This window comes from Ensifer sp. 1H6 (assembly GCF_001976035.1).
Classification (GTDB): domain Bacteria; phylum Pseudomonadota; class Alphaproteobacteria; order Rhizobiales; family Rhizobiaceae; genus Ensifer; species Ensifer canadensis.
Genome location: NZ_MOAI01000016.1, coordinates 20,477 through 38,420, shown reverse-complemented (window position 1 = coordinate 38,420; position 17,944 = coordinate 20,477). Strand labels below are relative to the sequence as shown.

General features: G+C 61.7%; 17 protein-coding genes. 5 read left to right on the top strand and 12 right to left on the bottom strand.

Annotated elements, in window-relative coordinates:
• Positions 1 to 49: 49 nt before the first annotated feature.
• Entirely contained in the window at positions 50 to 832 is a 783-nt protein-coding gene (locus BKP54_RS19255) for an ABC transporter substrate-binding protein (protein ID WP_025428840.1), read from the bottom strand.
• Positions 833 to 973: 141 nt separating this feature from the next.
• On the opposite strand from BKP54_RS19255, the gene BKP54_RS19250 reads away from it, so the two are divergent.
• On the top strand, positions 974 to 1,828 hold the full coding sequence (locus BKP54_RS19250) for a LysR family transcriptional regulator (protein ID WP_245317859.1): 855 nt from the start codon (positions 974 to 976) through the stop codon (positions 1,826 to 1,828).
• A gap of 125 nt (positions 1,829 to 1,953) precedes the next feature.
• Here BKP54_RS19250 and BKP54_RS19245 read toward each other — a convergent pair whose 3' ends face one another.
• Positions 1,954 to 2,487 (bottom strand): acyl-CoA thioesterase, encoded by a 534-nt coding sequence (locus tag BKP54_RS19245; RefSeq protein ID WP_225968510.1) that lies wholly within the window; start codon positions 2,485 to 2,487, stop codon positions 1,954 to 1,956.
• A 112-nt stretch (positions 2,488 to 2,599) separates the two neighbouring features.
• Between BKP54_RS19245 and BKP54_RS19240 the strand changes: the two genes are divergently transcribed.
• Complete coding sequence (locus tag BKP54_RS19240; protein ID WP_025428843.1) at positions 2,600 to 3,175, top strand: nucleoside 2-deoxyribosyltransferase; 576 nt, start codon at positions 2,600 to 2,602, stop codon at positions 3,173 to 3,175.
• Positions 3,176 to 3,188: 13 nt separating this feature from the next.
• Here the strand turns inward: BKP54_RS19240 and BKP54_RS19235 are convergent, their stop codons facing one another.
• Complete coding sequence (locus BKP54_RS19235; protein ID WP_025428844.1) at positions 3,189 to 3,977, bottom strand: pentapeptide repeat-containing protein; 789 nt, start codon at positions 3,975 to 3,977, stop codon at positions 3,189 to 3,191.
• A gap of 481 nt (positions 3,978 to 4,458) precedes the next feature.
• Here BKP54_RS19235 and BKP54_RS19230 point away from each other — a divergent pair, with 481 nt between their 5' ends.
• Together BKP54_RS19230 and BKP54_RS19225 are read left to right on the top strand one after the other, a co-directional pair.
• Positions 4,459 to 5,856, top strand: a complete 1,398-nt coding sequence (locus BKP54_RS19230; protein WP_025428845.1) for a PLP-dependent aminotransferase family protein — start codon at positions 4,459 to 4,461, stop codon at positions 5,854 to 5,856.
• A gap of 186 nt (positions 5,857 to 6,042) precedes the next feature.
• Positions 6,043 to 6,453 carry a DUF983 domain-containing protein gene (locus BKP54_RS19225; RefSeq protein WP_025428846.1) on the top strand — a complete coding sequence of 137 codons (411 nt, stop codon included), beginning with the start codon at positions 6,043 to 6,045 and terminating at the stop codon, positions 6,451 to 6,453.
• Between the two features lie 234 nt (positions 6,454 to 6,687).
• Here the strand turns inward: BKP54_RS19225 and BKP54_RS19220 are convergent, their stop codons facing one another.
• The 7 genes from BKP54_RS19220 to BKP54_RS19190 all read right to left on the bottom strand — a co-directional run bounded on the left by BKP54_RS19220 (position 6,688) and on the right by BKP54_RS19190 (position 14,247).
• Positions 6,688 to 7,293: an alkylhydroperoxidase domain protein gene (locus BKP54_RS19220; RefSeq protein ID WP_057214432.1), complete on the bottom strand. Its 606-nt coding sequence runs from the start codon at positions 7,291 to 7,293 to the stop codon at positions 6,688 to 6,690.
• 19 nt (positions 7,294 to 7,312) lie between these two features.
• Positions 7,313 to 7,930: a CMD domain protein gene (locus BKP54_RS19215; RefSeq protein WP_084814710.1), complete on the bottom strand. Its 618-nt coding sequence runs from the start codon at positions 7,928 to 7,930 to the stop codon at positions 7,313 to 7,315.
• Positions 7,931 to 7,990: 60 nt separating this feature from the next.
• On the bottom strand, positions 7,991 to 9,037 hold the full coding sequence (locus BKP54_RS19210; protein ID WP_084814709.1) for a putative FMN-dependent luciferase-like monooxygenase: 1,047 nt from the start codon (positions 9,035 to 9,037) through the stop codon (positions 7,991 to 7,993).
• 29 nt (positions 9,038 to 9,066) lie between these two features.
• A complete protein-coding gene (locus BKP54_RS19205; protein ID WP_084814708.1) occupies positions 9,067 to 10,716 on the bottom strand; it encodes an ABC transporter ATP-binding protein in 1,650 nt (549 codons plus the stop codon).
• On the bottom strand, positions 10,713 to 11,597 hold the full coding sequence (locus tag BKP54_RS19200) for an ABC transporter permease (protein WP_057214425.1): 885 nt from the start codon (positions 11,595 to 11,597) through the stop codon (positions 10,713 to 10,715). Before BKP54_RS19200 ends, BKP54_RS19205 begins: the two co-directional genes overlap by 4 nt.
• Positions 11,594 to 12,538, bottom strand: coding sequence for an ABC transporter permease (locus BKP54_RS19195; protein ID WP_084814707.1), 945 nt, complete (start codon positions 12,536 to 12,538; stop codon positions 11,594 to 11,596). Before BKP54_RS19195 ends, BKP54_RS19200 begins: the two co-directional genes overlap by 4 nt.
• A 68-nt stretch (positions 12,539 to 12,606) precedes the next feature.
• Positions 12,607 to 14,247 (bottom strand): TIGR04028 family ABC transporter substrate-binding protein, encoded by a 1,641-nt coding sequence (locus BKP54_RS19190; RefSeq protein WP_084814706.1) that lies wholly within the window; start codon positions 14,245 to 14,247, stop codon positions 12,607 to 12,609.
• 307 nt (positions 14,248 to 14,554) lie between these two features.
• On the opposite strand from BKP54_RS19190, the gene galE reads away from it, so the two are divergent.
• Positions 14,555 to 15,541 (top strand): UDP-glucose 4-epimerase GalE, encoded by a 987-nt coding sequence (gene galE / locus BKP54_RS19185; RefSeq protein WP_057206363.1) that lies wholly within the window; start codon positions 14,555 to 14,557, stop codon positions 15,539 to 15,541.
• A 40-nt stretch (positions 15,542 to 15,581) separates the two neighbouring features.
• On the opposite strand, the gene BKP54_RS19180 is transcribed toward galE, so the two are convergent.
• Both BKP54_RS19180 and BKP54_RS19175 read right to left on the bottom strand, forming a co-directional pair.
• The gene (locus BKP54_RS19180; protein ID WP_084814743.1) at positions 15,582 to 16,583 is read right to left on the bottom strand and encodes an acyltransferase; all 1,002 of its coding nucleotides are present in this window, start codon (positions 16,581 to 16,583) and stop codon (positions 15,582 to 15,584) included.
• A gap of 14 nt (positions 16,584 to 16,597) precedes the next feature.
• Positions 16,598 to 17,881, bottom strand: coding sequence for an O-antigen ligase (locus BKP54_RS19175; protein ID WP_084814705.1), 1,284 nt, complete (start codon positions 17,879 to 17,881; stop codon positions 16,598 to 16,600).
• Between the last annotated feature and the right edge of the window lie 63 nt (positions 17,882 to 17,944).

Genomic DNA, 17,944 nt, shown 5'->3' with positions numbered 1-17,944 from the left:
TCCGGCCGCTGCCGTCAATGGGCGGCCGGAGACGGGTAGAAGCAAGCGATCAGCGGATGTCGCTGCCCACCCATTCCATCGAAATCTTCTCGTAGGAGCCGTCCGCCAGCATATCCTCGAGCGCCTTCTGCATTGCAGCCTTCAGCTCCGGATTGTTCTTGCGGATGGCGATACCGATGGCGACGCTGCCGCCTTCGATGTCAGGCGTTTCCAGACGGCGAACCTTCTCACCGGTTTCCTTGACGGCAACCATGACCGGAATGTTGTCGACGACGATCGCATCGACGCGGCCGCTCTTCAGTTCCATCATCAGCTCGGGCAGACCCTTGTAGGTGCGCACGTCCCAGCCGCCCTGTTCGCGGGCCCATTTCTCATGGGTTTCCCCGAGCGTGACGCCGAGCGTCTTGCCCTTGAGTTCGTCGAGCTTCTGAACGGCGGAGGCTTCGGCGACGAACACCGCGCGGCCGGCGTGATAATACGGGCCGACGAAATCGACGACCTTCTCACGCTCGGGCGTGATCGTCATGGATCCGACGACGGTATCGTATTTGTTGGCGAGCAGGCCTGCGATGATGCCGTCCCAGGCGGTCGTCACCAGGGTACCCTTGACGCCGACGCGCTCTGCAATCGCCTGGCCGATCGAGGCATCGAAGCCGACAACCTGGTTCTGTTCATTGACGAAGTTGAAGGGCGGATACTGCCCGCTCATCGCGATCTTCAATTCACCCGCAGACTTCACCGCTTCGAGGTCGTCAGCGCGCACCGAAACGGCGGAGAAGGTTGCGGCAATGGTGAGCGTAGCGGCCAAAAGGCCGGAGAAAATGGTCTTCATGAAATGTTCCTTGCTCCTCTGGATGAATGCGCCTTCTCGTGCGCTTGGGACGGGCATCGAGGCGCCTTCCGAATTTCATGATTGCCTTTGCATCAGCATTGCGCAAATAGATAATGGGAATAGAGGGCATAGATTTCAGGAATGGTCACACCTCGATCCGAACGGCTCGTCTGGGAGCTCGACTGGAACCTTCTGCGCACTTTCGTGGTGATCGCCGAGGTCAAAAGCATCACACGCGCCGCGGAACGGCTGAACCTGAAACAGCCAAGCGTCAGCAACGCGTTGAAGCGGTTGGAGGACCGGGTCGGGCGTCGGCTCGTCGAGCGGGACGCGACGCGTTTCGACCTGACGGAGGTCGGCCAACTTCTCTACGAGCAGGCGGTTGAGGTCTTCGGAACCATATCCCAGCTGCCGCAACTGGTGCGCGGGGTCAGCGACGACGTGACCGGGCATGTGACGATCGCCGTCGCCAGCCATGTGGTATCGCCGATCTTTGATCGGGCGCTGATGGAGTTTCATCGCAACTATCCGCGCGCGACGCTGAACATCTCGGTTGCTGCAAGCGGCGAAGTCACCCGCCAGGTGCGGGAGAAACGCGCATCCTTCGGCCTCTGCCTCGTCAGCGTCCGCGACCCGGCACTCGACTACCTCTTGGTCTTTCGCGAGTTCTTCGGCTTCTTCTGCGGCCCACACCATCGGCTGTTCGGCAGGGAAGGATTGAAACTTGCTGACCTCAAGGGTGAGACTTCGGTGTCGTTCCACACCGACCATATCGCCGATGCATTGCGGCCCGTTGCGCTGCTGCGTAGCGAGGCCAAGCTCAATGCCAACGTGGTTGGCGTTTCGTCAAGCCTTGAAGAAGTTCGCCGGATGATTGTCGCCGGCCTCGGCGTCGGTCCCTTGCCGCTGCATGTGGCACGCCGCGACGTGGCCATGGTGTGTTGTGGCGGCTGCCACCCTATGAAGCACCGCCGGCGATCGACATCTTCCTGCTGACGAACCCCGACAAGGCCTTGAACCGTGCAGAAAAGGCATTGCTTGCCGGGCTGCAGGTGTTGATCGCCGAAACCCCTGTCGAAGAGCGGATCTATACGGACTGACGACGGACCGCGGGCGGCAGATCACGCTTGAAGCAATGCCTCCGCGCGGGCGCGGGCCGCCGGCTCCAGCGCCATTGCCGTGCGCGCCGAAAGATCGAAGCGAACGGTCACCGTTCGGTTGACGGCGTGAACAACATCATCAAGCGTGCCTGACATGATCTGCTCGAAGGTCACGGAGGAACGGCCCAGCTTGACCACCCGCGAGCGAATGGTGAGTAGGGTGCCGGCCTTCGTCTCGTGTTTGTATTCCACTTCCGACCGCACGTCGGCCCAGCCCCTGCCCGGCTCGCCTTCAACCTCGATCCCGGCAATATGACCAAGCAGCTGGAAGCTGGCATCATCGAACATCGCCGCATAGTGGCGAACGTTCATGTGCCCCATCGTGTCGCACATCCACGGATGTGCAACGCCGACATAGGTGGTCAAAGGCTGGCTTGGCATCGATGGACCCCGCTGATGGATATGCCTGGACAGAACGGCTGAGAGATAGCGGATGACGAAGCCGCCTGTCCATGCCGTGCCATCATCGACCGCTCCTGCAATCAGCGCGGACAAGTACCGAAATATCGGTGGGTAAGCGCCGGCCGTGCAACCACGCCTACTAGGCGCCCGCCCGCGACCTCCCTAGGCTGACCTCCTTTGACGGACTGGGAAATCTGCAAGGAGCATGATCGTGAAAGTATATCTGGCCGGGCCTGAAGTGTTCCTGAGCAATGCCGTGGAGATCCAGGCACAGAAGGCCGAACTTGCCCGTGCGGCCGGCTTCACGCCGCTCGTGCCGGGCGACCTGGAAATTCCGCCGGCCGAAACCAAGCATGCACGCGGCGTTGCGATCTATGGCGTGGATGAAGGCATGATGCTGGCCAGTGACATGATCATCGCCAATCTGACGCCGTTTCGCGGCATCAGCGCCGATGTCGGCACAGTTTTCGAGCTTGGCTTCATGTGCGGCCGTGGCCGCCATGTCTATGCCTACACCAACACCTCGCGCAGCTATTACGACCGCATCCTTCACGGCCATTACGGCGGCACGGCCGCATTGCGCCCGGACGGCCGCGTGGCTGGACAGGACGGGTTGAGCATCGAGGATTTCGATATGGCCGACAATCTGATGCTCGATGGCGGCATCCTGGCGCGCGGAGGAACCTTCGTAAAGCGCGAAGTGGCCGAAGCCGACCGGCTGACCGATCTCGAGGCATTCAAGCAATGCCTGGCGATTGCCGCCAAGCAACATCTCCGTTGAGATCGACCCCCGTTCAGTCGACCGGGCACGGCCAATTGGCCGGAGTAGATAGCCCGGCCGGCAATTTGGTGGCGCTGTCGCCGCATGTCAGGTCGACCTGCTCCTGCTCAAGCCCGGTTGCGGCCGACAGATCCACCCCTTCGATGCGCGTCAGGAACATGAAGGCATCGGTGAAGTCGATCGGGCCCTCGAAGCTGGAGCCGCTGAATGTGGCGCGCGACAGATTGGCCATCGGGAAACGCGTGCCCGTGATCACCGCCTTTTCGAAGTTGGCGCGCCCGAGCTCGGCCTTCTCGAAGTCCGCGCCCGTCAACTTGGCTCCGGTGAAATTCGTTCGCTGCAGTTCGGAACTGTTGAATGAAGCGCCTTCCGCCGAGATGCCGGCAAAACTGGTTCGGTAGGCTTCAACCTTGGCGAAATTCGCCTTATCGGCCCTGGCGCCGGCCAATGACGAACGCACCAGCGTCGCCTTCTCCAGGTTTGCGGCCGTGAGATTCGCGCCCCTCAGATCCGTCAGGGTGAAATCAGTGTTGACCAGTTTCCCACCCTCGAGATCGATCCCGCCAAGCATCAGCAGCTTCTTGTTGCAATCGCTCCAGTCAGCGCCCGGCGCCGATGGATCCTTGCAGTTCGCCGCATAGGCAAGGTTCGAGAGCGCCAGCGTCACAAGAAATGCAGAGAGGCCGATAGCCGACCGTTTGCCACAGGCGCGAATGGCGCGTTTGATCCCGATTGTGTCGCTAAACCCACCCTCCCCGGTTGCGACAAACGAACGAATGGGCTTCGGCTTTGGGATATGCATGGCGCTGCTCCACGGCCCCTTGGGATGGACCGGTTCTGTTGCATTTCTCGTTTGCTGGCTTCGTCGGCGAAAACAACCATACAAAGCGCGCGTCACGGCTTAAGCGTATGACATTGTTGCCCTTCGCGCAAATGACAGCCACGCGATATGGCAAACAAGATTTGCCTTGAGGGGGAAAAAGACTGAAACCTACCAGCCTCGGCAGCAACCCAAGCGGCGATGGGGTCCGGTCGCCCGGCGAGCAGTCAGGACAAATGCAACCAAATGCCTGCATCGAACGCTCAACTGTCGAGCGCCGGGTAGGTTGAACGTCGAAAAGCTTCCTAGGTTTCCGCAGTAACGGAAATGGAGCAACCGTTTGTGCCGCTCGACGCAGCGATTCGGTGGCCCCGTGCACGCTAGCCCGTCCCCGAAATACGGCGGCTTGCGCCAGCATGGTAAAACATGCAATATCCATACAATGTGATCTTGAGGTAGTGCCATGACGACGGATGCATCGGAGACGACCTGGCTGCCGGCCATCCGGAAAGCGAACGGACCGCTTTACATCGCTATTGCCGACGCCATCGCAGCTGATATCGCCGAAGGTCGCCTGTCCGAAGGCGCGCGGCTGCCGCCCCAGCGCGCGCTCGCCAGCGCATTGGGCATCGACTTCACCACGGTGAGTCGCGCCTACAACGAGGCGCGACACCGCGGATTGGTGGAAGGGCGCGTCGGCCAGGGCACCTATGTCAAGGCGAAAAGAATGAAGGGATTGCAGCCGGCAGCCGATGGCCTTGTCGACATGAGCATGAACCTGCCGCCACTTTTCGACGACGCGGCCCTGACAATGCGCCTGTGGAGCGACATCGCCAGCCTGCAGGGCGAACATGGGCTCGATCTGTTGATGCGGTATCAGGCGCCCGGCGGCACGCTTCACAATCGCGCTGTCGGGGCCAACTGGCTACAGCCGCGCCTGGGAGAAATCCCAGCCGAGCGCGTACTGATCTGCGCAGGAGCACAAAGCGCCCTGCTGGCCGCGATCAGCAGCCTTGCAAAGCCCGGCGATGTGATCGCCGCGGAAACCATTGCCTATCCCGGCCTACGGGCGCTCGCCGCCCATCTCGGCATCGATATCGTCGGCGTTCCTATCGACAAAAATGGCATTGTACCAGAACAGCTTGAAGCGATTTGCAAAAGCACGAAATTAAGAGCGCTCTACTGTAACCCCACGCTCCACAACCCGACCACAGCAACACTGCCGCTTGAGCGCCGCAAGGCGATCGTTGCCATTGCCCGAACCCACGGCGTAGCAATCATCGAGGACGACGCCTATGGAGCGCTACCAATCGCCGCGCCGCTGCCATTGGCAGCACTTGCGCCTGACCTCGTCTATCACATTGCCGGTCTCGCCAAGTGCCTGTCGCCAGCGCTGCGGATTGCCTATCTCGTCGTTCCGGATCGCCAAAGCTGCGTGCGCATCGAGGGCGCGATACGCGCGACGAGTGGCATGGCTCCCCCCTTCAACGCCGCGATCGCAACACGCTGGATTGAGGACGGGACGGCAAGGGAGGTCCTCGGCGCCATCCGCCAGGAAGTGACGATCCGACAGACCATGGTCAGCCGCTTGTTGCCAAGGGACGTTGTCCAGACGGACCAGGAAGGCTTCCACGTATGGCTACACCTGCCACTACCCTGGACGCGAGGCGATTTTTCCGGTCGGCTGCGGGCATCAGGCATCAGCGTCGTGGCCAGCGATGCCTTCGCGCTCGACCTAGCACCTGAAGCCGTGCGCCTCGGCCTTGGCGCGGCACGGACGCACGAGGAGTTGCAGCGCAGCCTGATGACGATTGCAGATCTGCTTCAGCAATCTCCGGCTGCATCGAGTCTCGTCGTTTGAGGTCTTTCGTTTGCGGCCGGCGAAATTGTCGCAGCAATGTATGCATACAATAAATTGACAATGCGTGCTTTTAGGCGTCTTAATCCCTGCAGGCCTGAGGCGGCACGGAGCATTCGTCGACCGCACCCAGGCATATCAGCTGGCGCGCCGGAATGGCTGCGCCGCAGACGCCTGAAAGGAACGCATATGTCTTCGGATCACGACTGGCCTCCCATACCTCCGATGCAAACTGGCTTGCGCGGTCGTTGTCCGCGTTGCGGCCAGGGGCATCTGTTCGAAGGCTTCCTCAAGATGCGCAAGAAGTGTGAGGTCTGCGATCTCGACTACTCCTTCGCCGATCCCGCTGACGGCCCCGCCTTCTTCGTCATCTGCTTCGGTTGCGTGCCAAGCGTGCTGCTCGGCGTATGGCTGGAGGTGCAATTCAGCGCCCCGCTGTGGATACACCTTCTGGTCACCGGCCCATTCATGTTGCTGACGTGCATTCCACCACTTCGACCACTCAAGGGATGGCTGGTCTCAAGCCAGTTTTTCTACAAGGCTGAGGAAGGAAAGCTCGTGCGCAGACAGGTCGAGCCACCGCTCGCCCCGACCCAATAGGCTTTCGTTGCCTGGCTGGCACTGAACGTCAGATGGCCATCCGTCATGGTTCGGTACCGATAACGAATATCAACAAGGCGCGAGCAATGCTCGCGCCTTGTTCGGTTGGCCTTCTTGGACGCTGATCGATGCGGCATGGCCGGACCGTGCGAGCCATCGGCACGGTTCAACCGCGGTGATGCGGGCATTTGCCGGGACCCCGCAGCATGCTTGGCCGCGCCCCTCAATCTCAGATCATTGTACCGCCGGTGTCGGCTCGCCGAGCGAGAGCATCAGGCGGTTCGCCCAGTTGAAGAAGGCGGCGCCGTGGATCACGTCGGCAATCTCGAGTTCATCGAGGCCGGCGGCAGACAGGCGTTCGATATGATCGTCGCCGAATGTGGGTGGCGTCGCCGTCAGCGCCACCGAGGCTGCAACGATTGCATTCCAGCGTTCGCCGAGATCTGCATCCACACCTTCATCGAGCAGCTTCTGAACGTCGTCGCCCCGCTTGGAATGGTGAGATGCGAAACGCGAATGCACGGAGGCGCAGAAGATACATCCATTTGACCGCGATGCCGCAGTCGCTGCAAGCTCGCGCTCGGCACGCGGCAGGCCCGTGCGGGTGTTGTAGAAGATGTCCTTGTCCGTCTTCGTCCGGGCCTCCAGAACCTGGGGATCGCGAACGAGCAAGCGGAAGTAGGGCGACTTTGCGCGCGATGCCTCGACGAGACCGGCAAGGTGCGCCTCCGTCAGGTCGTCCTCCGCAAGCGGCTCAAGCCACGGCGTCCAGCCGATCTCGGCCTGCGTGAACGCGACTGGGCGATTTTCGATCGTGGGCGTGATGATGTGGTCAGTCATGACAAACTCCTTCTAAGGCTCAGGCGGCAGCGCGCCTAGCGGAGGCCGCAAGCAGGCCAAGGCCGGCGATTACCCGGATCTGGAACGCAACGAATGCGACAAGCTGCGACAGCGTCACGATGCCGTTCGCCGTCCAGCCGGCATCGATCAGCGCCTGAAGCGCCCTGGGGCTCGCGTCACGGAGATGGAAGACAAGCAGATGCGCATGTTCCAAGGCTGCCGCAAGCTTTGCTCCGAGCGCTTCACGCCCGGCATCAGAGACCTGGTAGATCGGCCCGGGTGCGTCCTCGACGCTCAAAGCGCCGGCCGGATATCGCCCATAGGGGCCGACGGCCTGCGCCGCGCCGATCTCGGCCTTCAACACCTCGACCACCCAGCGGTTCGCTTCGCCTTCCTCCAGTGGGCTGACGTAGAACTCAAAAATATCCGGATGCCGATGCAATCCCGCGACGAAGCTGGCAATTGCCTGCCGTTCGGCATGAGAGACGTCGCCGAAATTTTCGGGTTCGAAGAGCGCGAGATAGCTCTTCTGCGCCTGCTCGCGTGTTTCCGGCCGCTGGGTGCGGATGCGATCAAGCGATGAGCCCGGCTTGATGCCGGCCAGCAGGTCGATAATATCGGGTGTCGATGTGGTCACGGTAAGTCTCCTTCCTTCAGTTTAGCGGCGCGCCGGGTGCCGCTGCGGTGATCGGCGTTGTCAGCCGACGGCTCCGAGGCGTCGGGGGGCGAATTTCTCCTCCGGTGCCCATCCGAGCGCCGCTGCGACCTTGGTTGCAATCAGCTCGATCGAGCGCAGGATCAGCGGGTGCGGCGGATCGATGGAGTGAACCTGGAAGACGAGGTCGGTAACCCGATCGAGCGTCGTATCCGCACGGAGGCTTTCAATCACGTCGTCGGGCGTCCCGACATGGACGTCGAAAGCGGCGATCAGTTCGGCGAGCGAGTTGCCCGTCGGCTTGTGGCCGGCCGCAATCAACCGCTCCGCACCGCGACGCAAGCCGAATTCGGCCAGGCGCAACGCCTCCGCGCGGCTGTCTGCCACGAACAGGCTACGTGAACCCAAAATTCGGGGTGCGCTGCCTGCCGGCAATCCCGCGAGATAGGCGTCGATGATCGGGTTCTGTAATTCGGCGAGCGACGCATCCGGTCGTTCGGCGGTCCGGGGCTGGGTGCGCGACAGCATGAGGCCGTCGCCGGCCCGCCCTGCCCTCTCCCCGCCGGCGACGGAGAACGTGGCCTGCCAGATCCGGTCGAGCAATTGCGGCGCCGTCGGATAAAGCTGGTCGCCGCCTGAAAGGCTGCGTCCGGCCCAGGCATCGAGAACGACGCGCAGATGCCGGGCGAAGATGTCTCCGCGCTCGGCACTCTCGAGGCCGAAGGCTGTAAACGATGACGGCGTACCACCGGTGCCGAAGCCGATTTCGACCCGCCCGCACGACAGGAGGTCGAGCACAGCCGCATCCTCGGCAACCCGTATCGGATTTTCAAGCGGCAGCGTGATGACGCCAGTCCCGAGCCTGATCCGCGACGTCTGCGCGGCGACATGTGCCAGGAAGACGAGTGGCGCCGGCAAACCGCCTTCGTCAGCATGGAAGTGATGCTGGGCGACCCAGGCGGTATCGAAGCCGAAACGTTCGGCGGTCGCGATCTGCTCGGCCGCATAATGATAGCGCGTACCGGCGGGCACGTCGTCGAGGAGACGCGTAAAGAACCCCAGTCGCTTGCGTGGCGTCGTATTCGTCATTTTATGTCCTGTCATTCATTCCTGCGCCGTCAGACGAGGGCTGCTCGTTTTTGTCCGGGGATGGCGCTGATGAGTTCGCGGGTATAGTCGCTGCCCGGCCTTTCGAAGACGTCCTCGACGGGTCCTCCGTCGACCAAACGACCGTCCTTCAGCACGGACACCGTGTCGGAGATCTGCCGAACGACTGCGAGGTCATGAGACACGATCAGGTAGGTCAGACCGAGATCGCGCTGGAGTTCGTCGAGAAGATCGAGGATGCGGGCCTGCACCGTCACGTCGAGAGCCGAGACCGCCTCGTCGAGCACGACAACGTCGGGGTCGAGAACGAGTGCGCGGGCGATTGCCACCCGTTGTCGCTGACCGCCCGAAAGCGCGTGAGGGCGGCGGCCAAGCGCCGCTTCCGGCAGGCCGACCCGACTGAGGATTGCCCGGACTTTTTCCTCACGCGCCGGTCGCGAGAGCTTGGCGAAATTCAGAAGTGGCTCGGTAACGATGTCGAACACCGTCTGGCGCGGATCAAGCGAGCCATAAGGGTTCTGGTAGACCAACTGGATCTTGCGCCTGAACTGGCGCAGCGTTTCGCCACGAAGCGACGAAAGATCAGTACCATCGATCTCGATACGGCCCGCAGTCGGTTTCTGAAAGCCGACAATCGCGCGGATGGTGGTGGTCTTGCCGGAGCCGGATTCGCCGACGATGGCATGGGTCGTGCCGCGACGGACCCGAAAATTGAGACCGTCGACGGCGCGAAAGGATTTGCCATCGCCATCGGGGCGAACGAAGTCCTGCACAAGGCCTTCGACGATAACGACATCATCGTCTAATGATGCGGGCTTTTCGCGCGCGGTCGCTGGGGCCCTGCGCGCAACGGCCGAGAACGACGGCGCGTCGGCAATCAGTTGCCGTGTGTAGGCGCTTCGCGGTGCGGCAAGCACGCCTTTGGTCGCGCCGACTTCCTGGACCCGGCCGCCCTGCAGTACGACAAGCCGGTCGGCTCGGTCGGCGGCAACCCCGAGGTCATGGGTCACAAGCAGAACCGATGTGCCGTATTCGGCGCGCAATTCGTCGATCAGGTCGAGGATGCGTTTCTGCACCGTCACGTCGAGCGCACTTGTCGGTTCATCAGCGATGATGAGTTGCGGCTTCAGCGCGACCGCTATCGCGATCAGCACGCGCTGACGCATGCCGCCCGAAAGCTCGTGCGGATACTGCTTCGCCCTGAGGGCAGGCTCGCTCAGCCCGACGCGCTCCAGAAGCGAAATCACCTGCGCTTCCAGCTCGCGACCGCTTGCGGCGCCATGGATGCGAAGAATCTCGCCAACCTGCGCTCCGATCGTCTTGACCGGATTGAGCGAACTTGCCGGATCCTGTGGTACCAGGCTGATTTTAGCCCCCCGCACGGCATCAAGCTGTCGATCTGACCAGCGGGAAATGTCGGTGCCGTTGAGCTTGATGCTGCCGCCGTCGATGCGGCCATTGGCATGGAGCAGGCCGATGATCGATTGCGCCGTCGTCGTCTTGCCGGAGCCGGACTCCCCGACCAGCGCGACCACCTCGCCGGGCTCGATCCGGAACGAAACATCGTGCACGACACGGCGATGGGCGACGCCGTCATGGTAGGAGATCGACAGGTTCTCGACCTCTAGCACCGGTGGGTATGCAGCGATTGAGGTGTTCATGCGGCTACCTTGCCGAAGGATTGGCTGACACGATTGGCGGCCAGAACGACCAGAACGACGACGATGCCGGGCGCGGTCGTCAGCCACCAGGCGGTCGAGATGTAGTTTCGGCCCTCAGCAATCAGCAAGCCCCATTCGGGCATCGGCGGCGGTGCGCCGTAGCCCAGGAACCCGAGCGTCGAGATCTGCAGCACCGCCGATCCAAAATGCAGTGCGGCGATCGCGAGAACCGACGTCAACGAATTCGGCAACACATGCCGCCAGAGGACGGAGGTGAAGGTGCCCCCACTGCCGAACGCCGCCTCAACATAATCGCTGCGCCGGACACGAACAACTTCCGAACGCGCCAAGCGGGCAAAACCGGCAACAGAGGTGACGCCAACGGCGATCGCCGCGTTCACCGTGCCGAAGCCGAGCAGGATGATGATGCTGAGAGACAACAGCAGTGGCGGGATAGACAGCAAAACGTCGACAAGCCGCATGATCACATCGTCAAGCCGCCGATCGACCGAGCCGGCGACCACGCCAAGGCCCGTACCGATGACAAGACCAAGTGCCACAGCGACAAAGGCACCGGTCAGCGAATGAACCGCTCCGTAGACGATACGGCCGTAGAGATCGCGCCCAAGCGCGTCGGTACCGAGCAGATGGCTGGCGTCCGGCCGCCGAAGCTGTTCCCCACCAACCCCTTCGAGCGGATTGTAGATGGTGAAAAGCCACGGAGCGACTGCCCAGAGGAAGGCGATGGCGAGAACCAGCCAGGACAAAGCCAGGCCCACTGGCAACCGGCGGATGAAATGGGGGAGCGAGAAGCGCCCGCCCACCCGGTGTCCGTGCCCTGACGCGATGGCGTCATCGTGGATTGTATCGAACGTGGTCATGCGGTGGCTCCTGCTTTTGTCCGAAGACGCGGATCGAGCACAGGAAAGAGCAGATCCACGATGAGATTGATGACGACGAAGGCCAAGGCCGAGAGCACAACGATCGCCTGGAGCACGGCCGCGTCCTGGCTGCCGACCGCCCTTTCCGTCAGCCCTCCGATGCCGTTAAGGCCGAAGACAGTCTCGGTGACGACGGCGCCGGCGATGAGTTCACCGAAGAGCACGCCGGCAATGGTGAGCGTCGGCAGCAGCGCGTTCTTGGCAACGTGGCGCCACAGGACCCAGTGGCGGGTTGCCCCCTTGGCGCGAGCAACCGCGACGAAGGGGCGTGTGAGCACATCGTCGATGTTGCGCACCAAGACCTGGGCGAGCGGCGCGGAAATCGGCACTGCCAACGTGACGACGGGCAGGATGAGTTCCTGCCAAGGGCCGGGGTTGATGACCGGTACGAGTTTCAAACGAAACGAGAAGATCTGAATCAGCATGATGCCGAGCCAGAAGGTCGGGATCGAGATGAAGAGCGACGGCACGGACTGGAGTGCACCGCGGAGCCAGGCGAAGGGCGTGAGGCTCGAAACGAAGGCGATTGCGACGGCAAAGACAGCGGCAAGGACGAAACCAAGAGAGGCGAGTTTCAGCGTCGCCGGCAGGTGGGTCGCAAGCATCGTGCTGACCGGAACGCCCGCTTGAACGGAATAGCCGAAGTTGCCGGTGAGAAACCTGCCGATCGTCTGTAGATACTGCACCCAGATGGCGCTGTCGGCGGCGTAGGACGCCCGGATATCGGCGATCTGTTGCGGGTTGAGCCCGAGTTCCGGGTTCTGAAACTTAATCAGGATGGCATCACCGGGCATCGCCTGAAGCAACACAAAGGAGATGGTAAAAGCCGCCCATAGGACGAACAACGCCTGCCCCAGGCGATTGAGCAAATATCCGGACATTCGCCGTTCCTCTGCTTGATCTCATTGCGAGGGTCGCCACGGCAATGGGCGTGGCCGACCGGTCGATGTCAGTGTTCGGCAAGCCACGTGCTGTAGAAACTTGGGCGGCCAACCGCCTCGAAGGCGATGCCCTGGACGTAAGGCGCACCAGCAAAGGCTTGCGGCTCCTCGAAGATCGGGACCGCATAGGCCTGGTCGACGACATAGTCCTGAACCTCGCCGGCAATCGCCAACCGCTTCTCGCGGTCCGGCTCCGAAGCAAGCGCCTCGAGCAGGCCGTTCAGCTTGTCATCGGCGAAGCTCTGGACCTTGTCGCTCTGGCCACCCTTTTGGCGAAGGACGTCACGGTTCTTTGGGTAGTACTGGCTCTTGATCACGTCGGGATCGGCGCGCCCGACCATGGCCGGTGAAACCGGTGTCTTGAGCGGATCGAGATCGTCGACGATCCTGCTGCCGCTGTCGCCGGCAAGCACCGTCAGCTTGACGCCGAGCTTGCCCCATTGCTGGGCGACCAGCTGCAAGGTTTCCTTGTTCTGCGGCTGCGGCAGCGATTCATAGGCCGTCAGCACCAGTTCCTTGCCGTCCTTCTGGCGCAGGCCGTTGGCGCCGACCGTCCAGCCGGCCTCATCGAGCAGGGCTTTTGCCTTTTCCGGATCGAAGGAAAGCTTCGCCGAAATGTCGCGGTAGCCGAGCGCCGTGGAGGCGATGATGGAGGTCGCCTGTGGGTAGTTGGCGGAAAACAGCGTGGTGACGATTTCCTTGGTGTCGGTCGCGTGCAGCAGCGCCTTGCGGACCCTGACGTCGGCGACGAGCGGATTGTCGGGTCGGAAGACGACGCTGTTGTTTACGCCGCGCGTCGAGGGGGCATAGATCTGATAATCCTGTGCCTCGACCTGCTTTTCGTCGTAGGCCTGGACCTGCCGGATGAAATCGGCCTGGCCCGCCAGCAGAGCGCCAATGCGCACGCTGTCCTCGCCGGTGATGATGTATGTGATACCATCGAGATAGGGCCGCCCCTGATGCTCCAGCTTTGCCGGACCCCAGGCGTATTCTTCGCGCGCCTTCAGGTTCAGTTCCTTGCCGATTGTTTCGCTGTCGACGACAAACGGACCGGAGCCGATGATCTTGGTGGCATCGCCCAGTTGTTCAAACGGAAGCGCCAGCGTGCTTGCGGCAACGAGCCCGGAGCCGATCACCGATGTACCCTGCAGGAAGCCCGGCGACGGCTTCTTGAAGTAGAATTTGACGGTCAGCGGATCGATGACCTCGCTGCGCGCGTAGTTGTTGATGACCTCCGAGACCGGCTGCTTCAGTTCCTTGTTGCCGAGCCCGAAGACGTCGTAGTTCCTTGCGACGGCAGCGGCATCCAGCGGCGTGCCGTCGGAGAAGGTGACGCCAGGACGGATCTTGAAGGTGTATTCGGTCGCATCAGCGTTGAGCGTCCACGATTCCGCGATCCAAGGCTCGATCTCGAGCGTCTTCGGGTTCTGGTAGGTCAGCTTGTCGGTGATCTGGTTGAGGATGCCGCCATTTGGGTAAAAGCCGCCGGCCGGCGGGTAGAGATTGGTATGGGCCTGCTGCTCGAGATAGATCAGCGTCCCGCCCTTGATCGGATCGCCTGCACCTTGTGCAAAAGCGCCGGACAGGAAAAAGCCGGAGGCGGAGAGTGTCGCCAGCGTCAGCGCGAGCCGTTTCAGTTTCGTCGTCATGGGAGCCTTCCTTTGGATGTCTGGAGGCTATCGTACGACTAGGCGCCGGCTTATCAACTAAATCTAGTAAATTAATATGCTATATGTTTCGCGCGAAGCGAAAGAAGCATCTCCGCCTCAGAGCCGATGGAGATATTTCACCCGCGGCCGCCTCCCTGCCTTCTTTTGCTGGGATCAAGCGGCATGTGGATCATGGTGCGGAAAGAGAGCGTGCGATCGCGCGAAACGCGCCACGAGCCATTGACAATTCGGCCATTGTTCATTGAAAACTTTGCCAATTCCTTCCAAGCCCGAGATTGAGATATTCATGACAAATAACAAGGTTCTTGTCGTCGGCGGCGCCGGCTATATCGGATCGCACACCTGCCTTCAGCTTGCGTCCAAGGGGTTCGAACCCGTGGTCTACGACAATCTGTCGAACGGCCACGAGGAGTTCGTCAAATGGGGTGTTCTGGAAAAGGGCGATATCCGCGACCGCCAGCGTCTCGATGAGGTGCTTGCGCGCCACAAACCGCGGGCGATCTTGCATTTCGCCGCGATGATCGAGGTCGGGGAATCCGTCAAGGATCCGGTCTCGTTCTATGACAACAACGTCATCGGGACCTTGACCCTTCTGTCGGCAGCACTGTCCGCCGGCATCGAAGCCTTCGTGTTCTCGTCGACCTGCGCCACCTACGGCCTGCCGGAGAGTGTGCCGATCGACGAACAGCACCGCCAGGCCCCGATCAACCCCTATGGCCGCACGAAGTGGGTCTGCGAGCAGGCATTGAAGGACTATGGCCAGTACAAGGGCCTGCGCTCGGTCATCCTGCGCTATTTCAACGCCGCCGGTGCCGACCCGGAAGGGCGGATCGGCGAGTGGCACGAACCCGAGACCCACGCGATCCCGCTGGCAATCGATGCCGCGCTCGGCCGCCGCGACGGCTTCAAGGTCTTCGGCACGGACTACGACACCCGCGACGGCACCTGCGTGCGCGACTATATCCACGTCCTCGACCTCGCCGACGCCCATGTTCGCGCCGTCGAATACCTGCTTGAAGGCGGCGACAGCGTCGAACTCAATCTCGGTACAGGCACCGGCACGACGGTGAAGGAACTGCTGAACGCCATTACCGATGTCTCGGGCCGCAGCTTCGGCATCGACTATGTCGATCGCCGTGAGGGAGATTCGACCACGCTTGTCGCAAACAACGACAAGGCTCGCGAAGTCCTCGGCTGGGAGCCGCAATACGACCTGGCGGCAATCACGCGCACGGCCTGGAACTGGCATTCCCGCCGCAACCAGGGCGCCTGATATCAGCGACTTCGACTGATTGCACCCCTGGCTTAGATGGCTAGGATGCCTCGCGTACCCGGTTCAGAGGCAATCTGGAGCGGGTACGTCGAAGAAGTGGACGCTCAATCAGGAGATAGGCCGCAATACCGGCCAGCGTGCCGGCGGCCAAAGCGCAGAGCAGCGTCAGCACTGAATTCAGACCGATCATCGCAGCAGCCTTGACGACGACCGATATGGCGAAGGTGTGCCAGAGGTAGATCGAATAGGAGGCATCGCCGAGCAACGTCGGTAATGTCCATTTTTGAAACCAGCCGCCGGCTTCAAGCGCAAGCGTGCCAACGACAAGCATGACCGCCAGCGGGCCTAATATTCTTTCGTCAAACGGCAGGCGCAGGACGGCAAGGGCTGCAAATCCGGTGAATGCGCTTAAGACAAGCACAATGCCGAGGCCCGGACCGGCAACCCTGCCCCGCAGCCAGAATTCGGCGACAATCATGCCGGCGACAAATTCCAGGATGACCGGGCGCGTATAGGTTAAAAACAGCGCGTTTTGCGTATCGATCGCGAGACCCAGCAATACAAGCGACACAAACAGCGCTGCCATCACCGGTAGCCGGCGGTGTCTTGGCAGCATCAACGAAGCCGCAAAGACGACGTAGAAGAACATTTCGAAATTGAGTGTCCAACCTTGCACGAGCACCGGCCAGATCGCACCGCTGCTGGGCGAACGCACGGGAATGAACATCAGGGACGCCAGGATATGCCCGAGTGTCAGCACGAGGTTCGGGAAGAGGCCGACAACGCCACCGCCGATCATCACCAGGGTCGCGAGCCAATAAATCGGCGCAATCCGGCGTAGCCGCTCTCTAAGGAATGCCAGCGGCGTGGCCGGGCGCCGGTCACTGATCACCCACATGATAAAGCCGCTGATGACGAAGAAGACGTCGACCCCGGCCGCGCCGATCGCGAAGTGATGGCCTGTCCGTTCGGCTGCGTGAAAGAGCACGACCCCCAGCGCCGCAAGCGCGCGCAGATACTGGATGCCGTGGATGGTTTTCATCGGCGTTGGTGCCATCAGAACCTCAGCTGCGGATGATGGCTCGCCAACACCCTGCCCTCTGCCAGGCGCCGCTCGGTGACGACGCGCCGGCCCTGCCTGATCGTCAGCTTGCCGGCTGCGAAGTAGAGCAGGAAGGAACCGACGTGATAGGGATTCATGATGTCAATTTCGACAAATGCTCGCACGAAAAGCAGCATGGCGACGCCGAAGAGCACCGAGGATTCGGTGTGATGGTCGTAGGCCAGCAACCGTTTGATATGGCCGAAGACAGTGACCAGAAGCACGGTGCAGAGGAGCACGAGCCCGATTGCTCCGGTCTCCACCATCGCCTCGATGAAGGTGTTGTGGAAGTGGAAGCCCGAGCGGGTGGCGATGAAGAACTCTTCCCAGAGACGTTCGGGTTCGGAGAAGCCCTGGACCCAATAGGCCTGGTAGCCCACCCCGACGACAGGCGAGGATAAAGCGGCTTGTATCCCTTGCTGCCAAAGGTAGGTTCGCCCCGTAAGCGTGGAATCCTTGCCGAAGAGGCCGAGAACGAGGTCGACGCCGCCGCCATAAACCGCAGCGATGGCGGTGATCCCGCCGACGACAACAGCACCTAAGAACAGTCCCTTGCGATGACCGGGCGACAGCATGCCCACGGCGCGCATGCCGAGCCAGCAGCCAACGATGGCGACGGCGGTCAGAACCGACGTCGCCGATTGCGAGGCCAACAGCGAATAGGCTGATATCAGCGCGACGGCCCCGGCGGCGGCGAGCCAAAGCCCGCGTTCCCTGAGCGCGACTGGGGCGATGAAGGCGAAGTAGATCCCGAGTGAGGCGTAAAAGCCAAGCTGGTTCTTCGAGGAAAAGGCGCCGACAAAGCTGAACGTACCGTCGAGCGGATCGAGGTGGTAGACGCCGAACAGCAGCGAATAGGTGAGCACGATACCGACGCCCGCCAGTGCGCCGCGCACGAGCGTGCGGATGTCGATCGTGCGCATGGCAATCAGCGCGCAAACGACATGCGAGAGATACTGAACTCCCGTCCTTGCCGTCATCCCGGGCGCTGCCGACCAGAAGACGGAAAGGCAGGCAAAGACGGCAAAGGCAAGGATCCAGATATATCTGCCGTAATTGCCGAGCACGCTTCGATAGTCGACGAGCACCAACGGCAGCCACAGCGCATAGTAGACAAGGATCGACGCCTGCCCGAACCGCGAGGAATAGGCAAAGACGAAGAACGATATCGCCAGCGCAAACGTACCGTAGGCCTGGTTTGCACCAGGAGAAACGAGGCTTGCCTTGGAAATCCTCATCACGATTCCTTAGAGCGTAGCCGGGTTAAACAGAGTCACAGAAACGCTCCATCTCTTTATTTC

What these genes read in the sequence shown, in the direction of transcription:
- BKP54_RS19250 (WP_245317859.1), top strand. Translation starts at nt 974, where the DNA reads ATGGTCACACCTCGATCCGAACGGCTCGTCTGGGAGCTCGACTGGAAC.
- BKP54_RS19220 (WP_057214432.1), bottom strand. Translation starts at nt 7,293, where the DNA reads ATGACTGACCACATCATCACGCCCACGATCGAAAATCGCCCAGTCGCG.
- BKP54_RS19190 (WP_084814706.1), bottom strand. Translation starts at nt 14,247, where the DNA reads ATGACGACGAAACTGAAACGGCTCGCGCTGACGCTGGCGACACTCTCC.
- BKP54_RS19200 (WP_057214425.1), bottom strand. Translation starts at nt 11,597, where the DNA reads ATGACCACGTTCGATACAATCCACGATGACGCCATCGCGTCAGGGCAC.
- BKP54_RS19225 (WP_025428846.1), top strand. Translation starts at nt 6,043, where the DNA reads ATGTCTTCGGATCACGACTGGCCTCCCATACCTCCGATGCAAACTGGC.
- BKP54_RS19210 (WP_084814709.1), bottom strand. Translation starts at nt 9,037, where the DNA reads ATGACGAATACGACGCCACGCAAGCGACTGGGGTTCTTTACGCGTCTC.
- BKP54_RS19205 (WP_084814708.1), bottom strand. Translation starts at nt 10,716, where the DNA reads ATGAACACCTCAATCGCTGCATACCCACCGGTGCTAGAGGTCGAGAAC.
- BKP54_RS19235 (WP_025428844.1), bottom strand. Translation starts at nt 3,977, where the DNA reads ATGCATATCCCAAAGCCGAAGCCCATTCGTTCGTTTGTCGCAACCGGG.
- galE (WP_057206363.1), top strand. Translation starts at nt 14,555, where the DNA reads ATGACAAATAACAAGGTTCTTGTCGTCGGCGGCGCCGGCTATATCGGA.
- BKP54_RS19230 (WP_025428845.1), top strand. Translation starts at nt 4,459, where the DNA reads ATGACGACGGATGCATCGGAGACGACCTGGCTGCCGGCCATCCGGAAA.
- BKP54_RS19195 (WP_084814707.1), bottom strand. Translation starts at nt 12,538, where the DNA reads ATGTCCGGATATTTGCTCAATCGCCTGGGGCAGGCGTTGTTCGTCCTA.
- BKP54_RS19240 (WP_025428843.1), top strand. Translation starts at nt 2,600, where the DNA reads ATGATCGTGAAAGTATATCTGGCCGGGCCTGAAGTGTTCCTGAGCAAT.
- BKP54_RS19180 (WP_084814743.1), bottom strand. Translation starts at nt 16,583, where the DNA reads ATGAAAACCATCCACGGCATCCAGTATCTGCGCGCGCTTGCGGCGCTG.
- BKP54_RS19175 (WP_084814705.1), bottom strand. Translation starts at nt 17,881, where the DNA reads ATGAGGATTTCCAAGGCAAGCCTCGTTTCTCCTGGTGCAAACCAGGCC.
- BKP54_RS19255 (WP_025428840.1), bottom strand. Translation starts at nt 832, where the DNA reads ATGAAGACCATTTTCTCCGGCCTTTTGGCCGCTACGCTCACCATTGCC.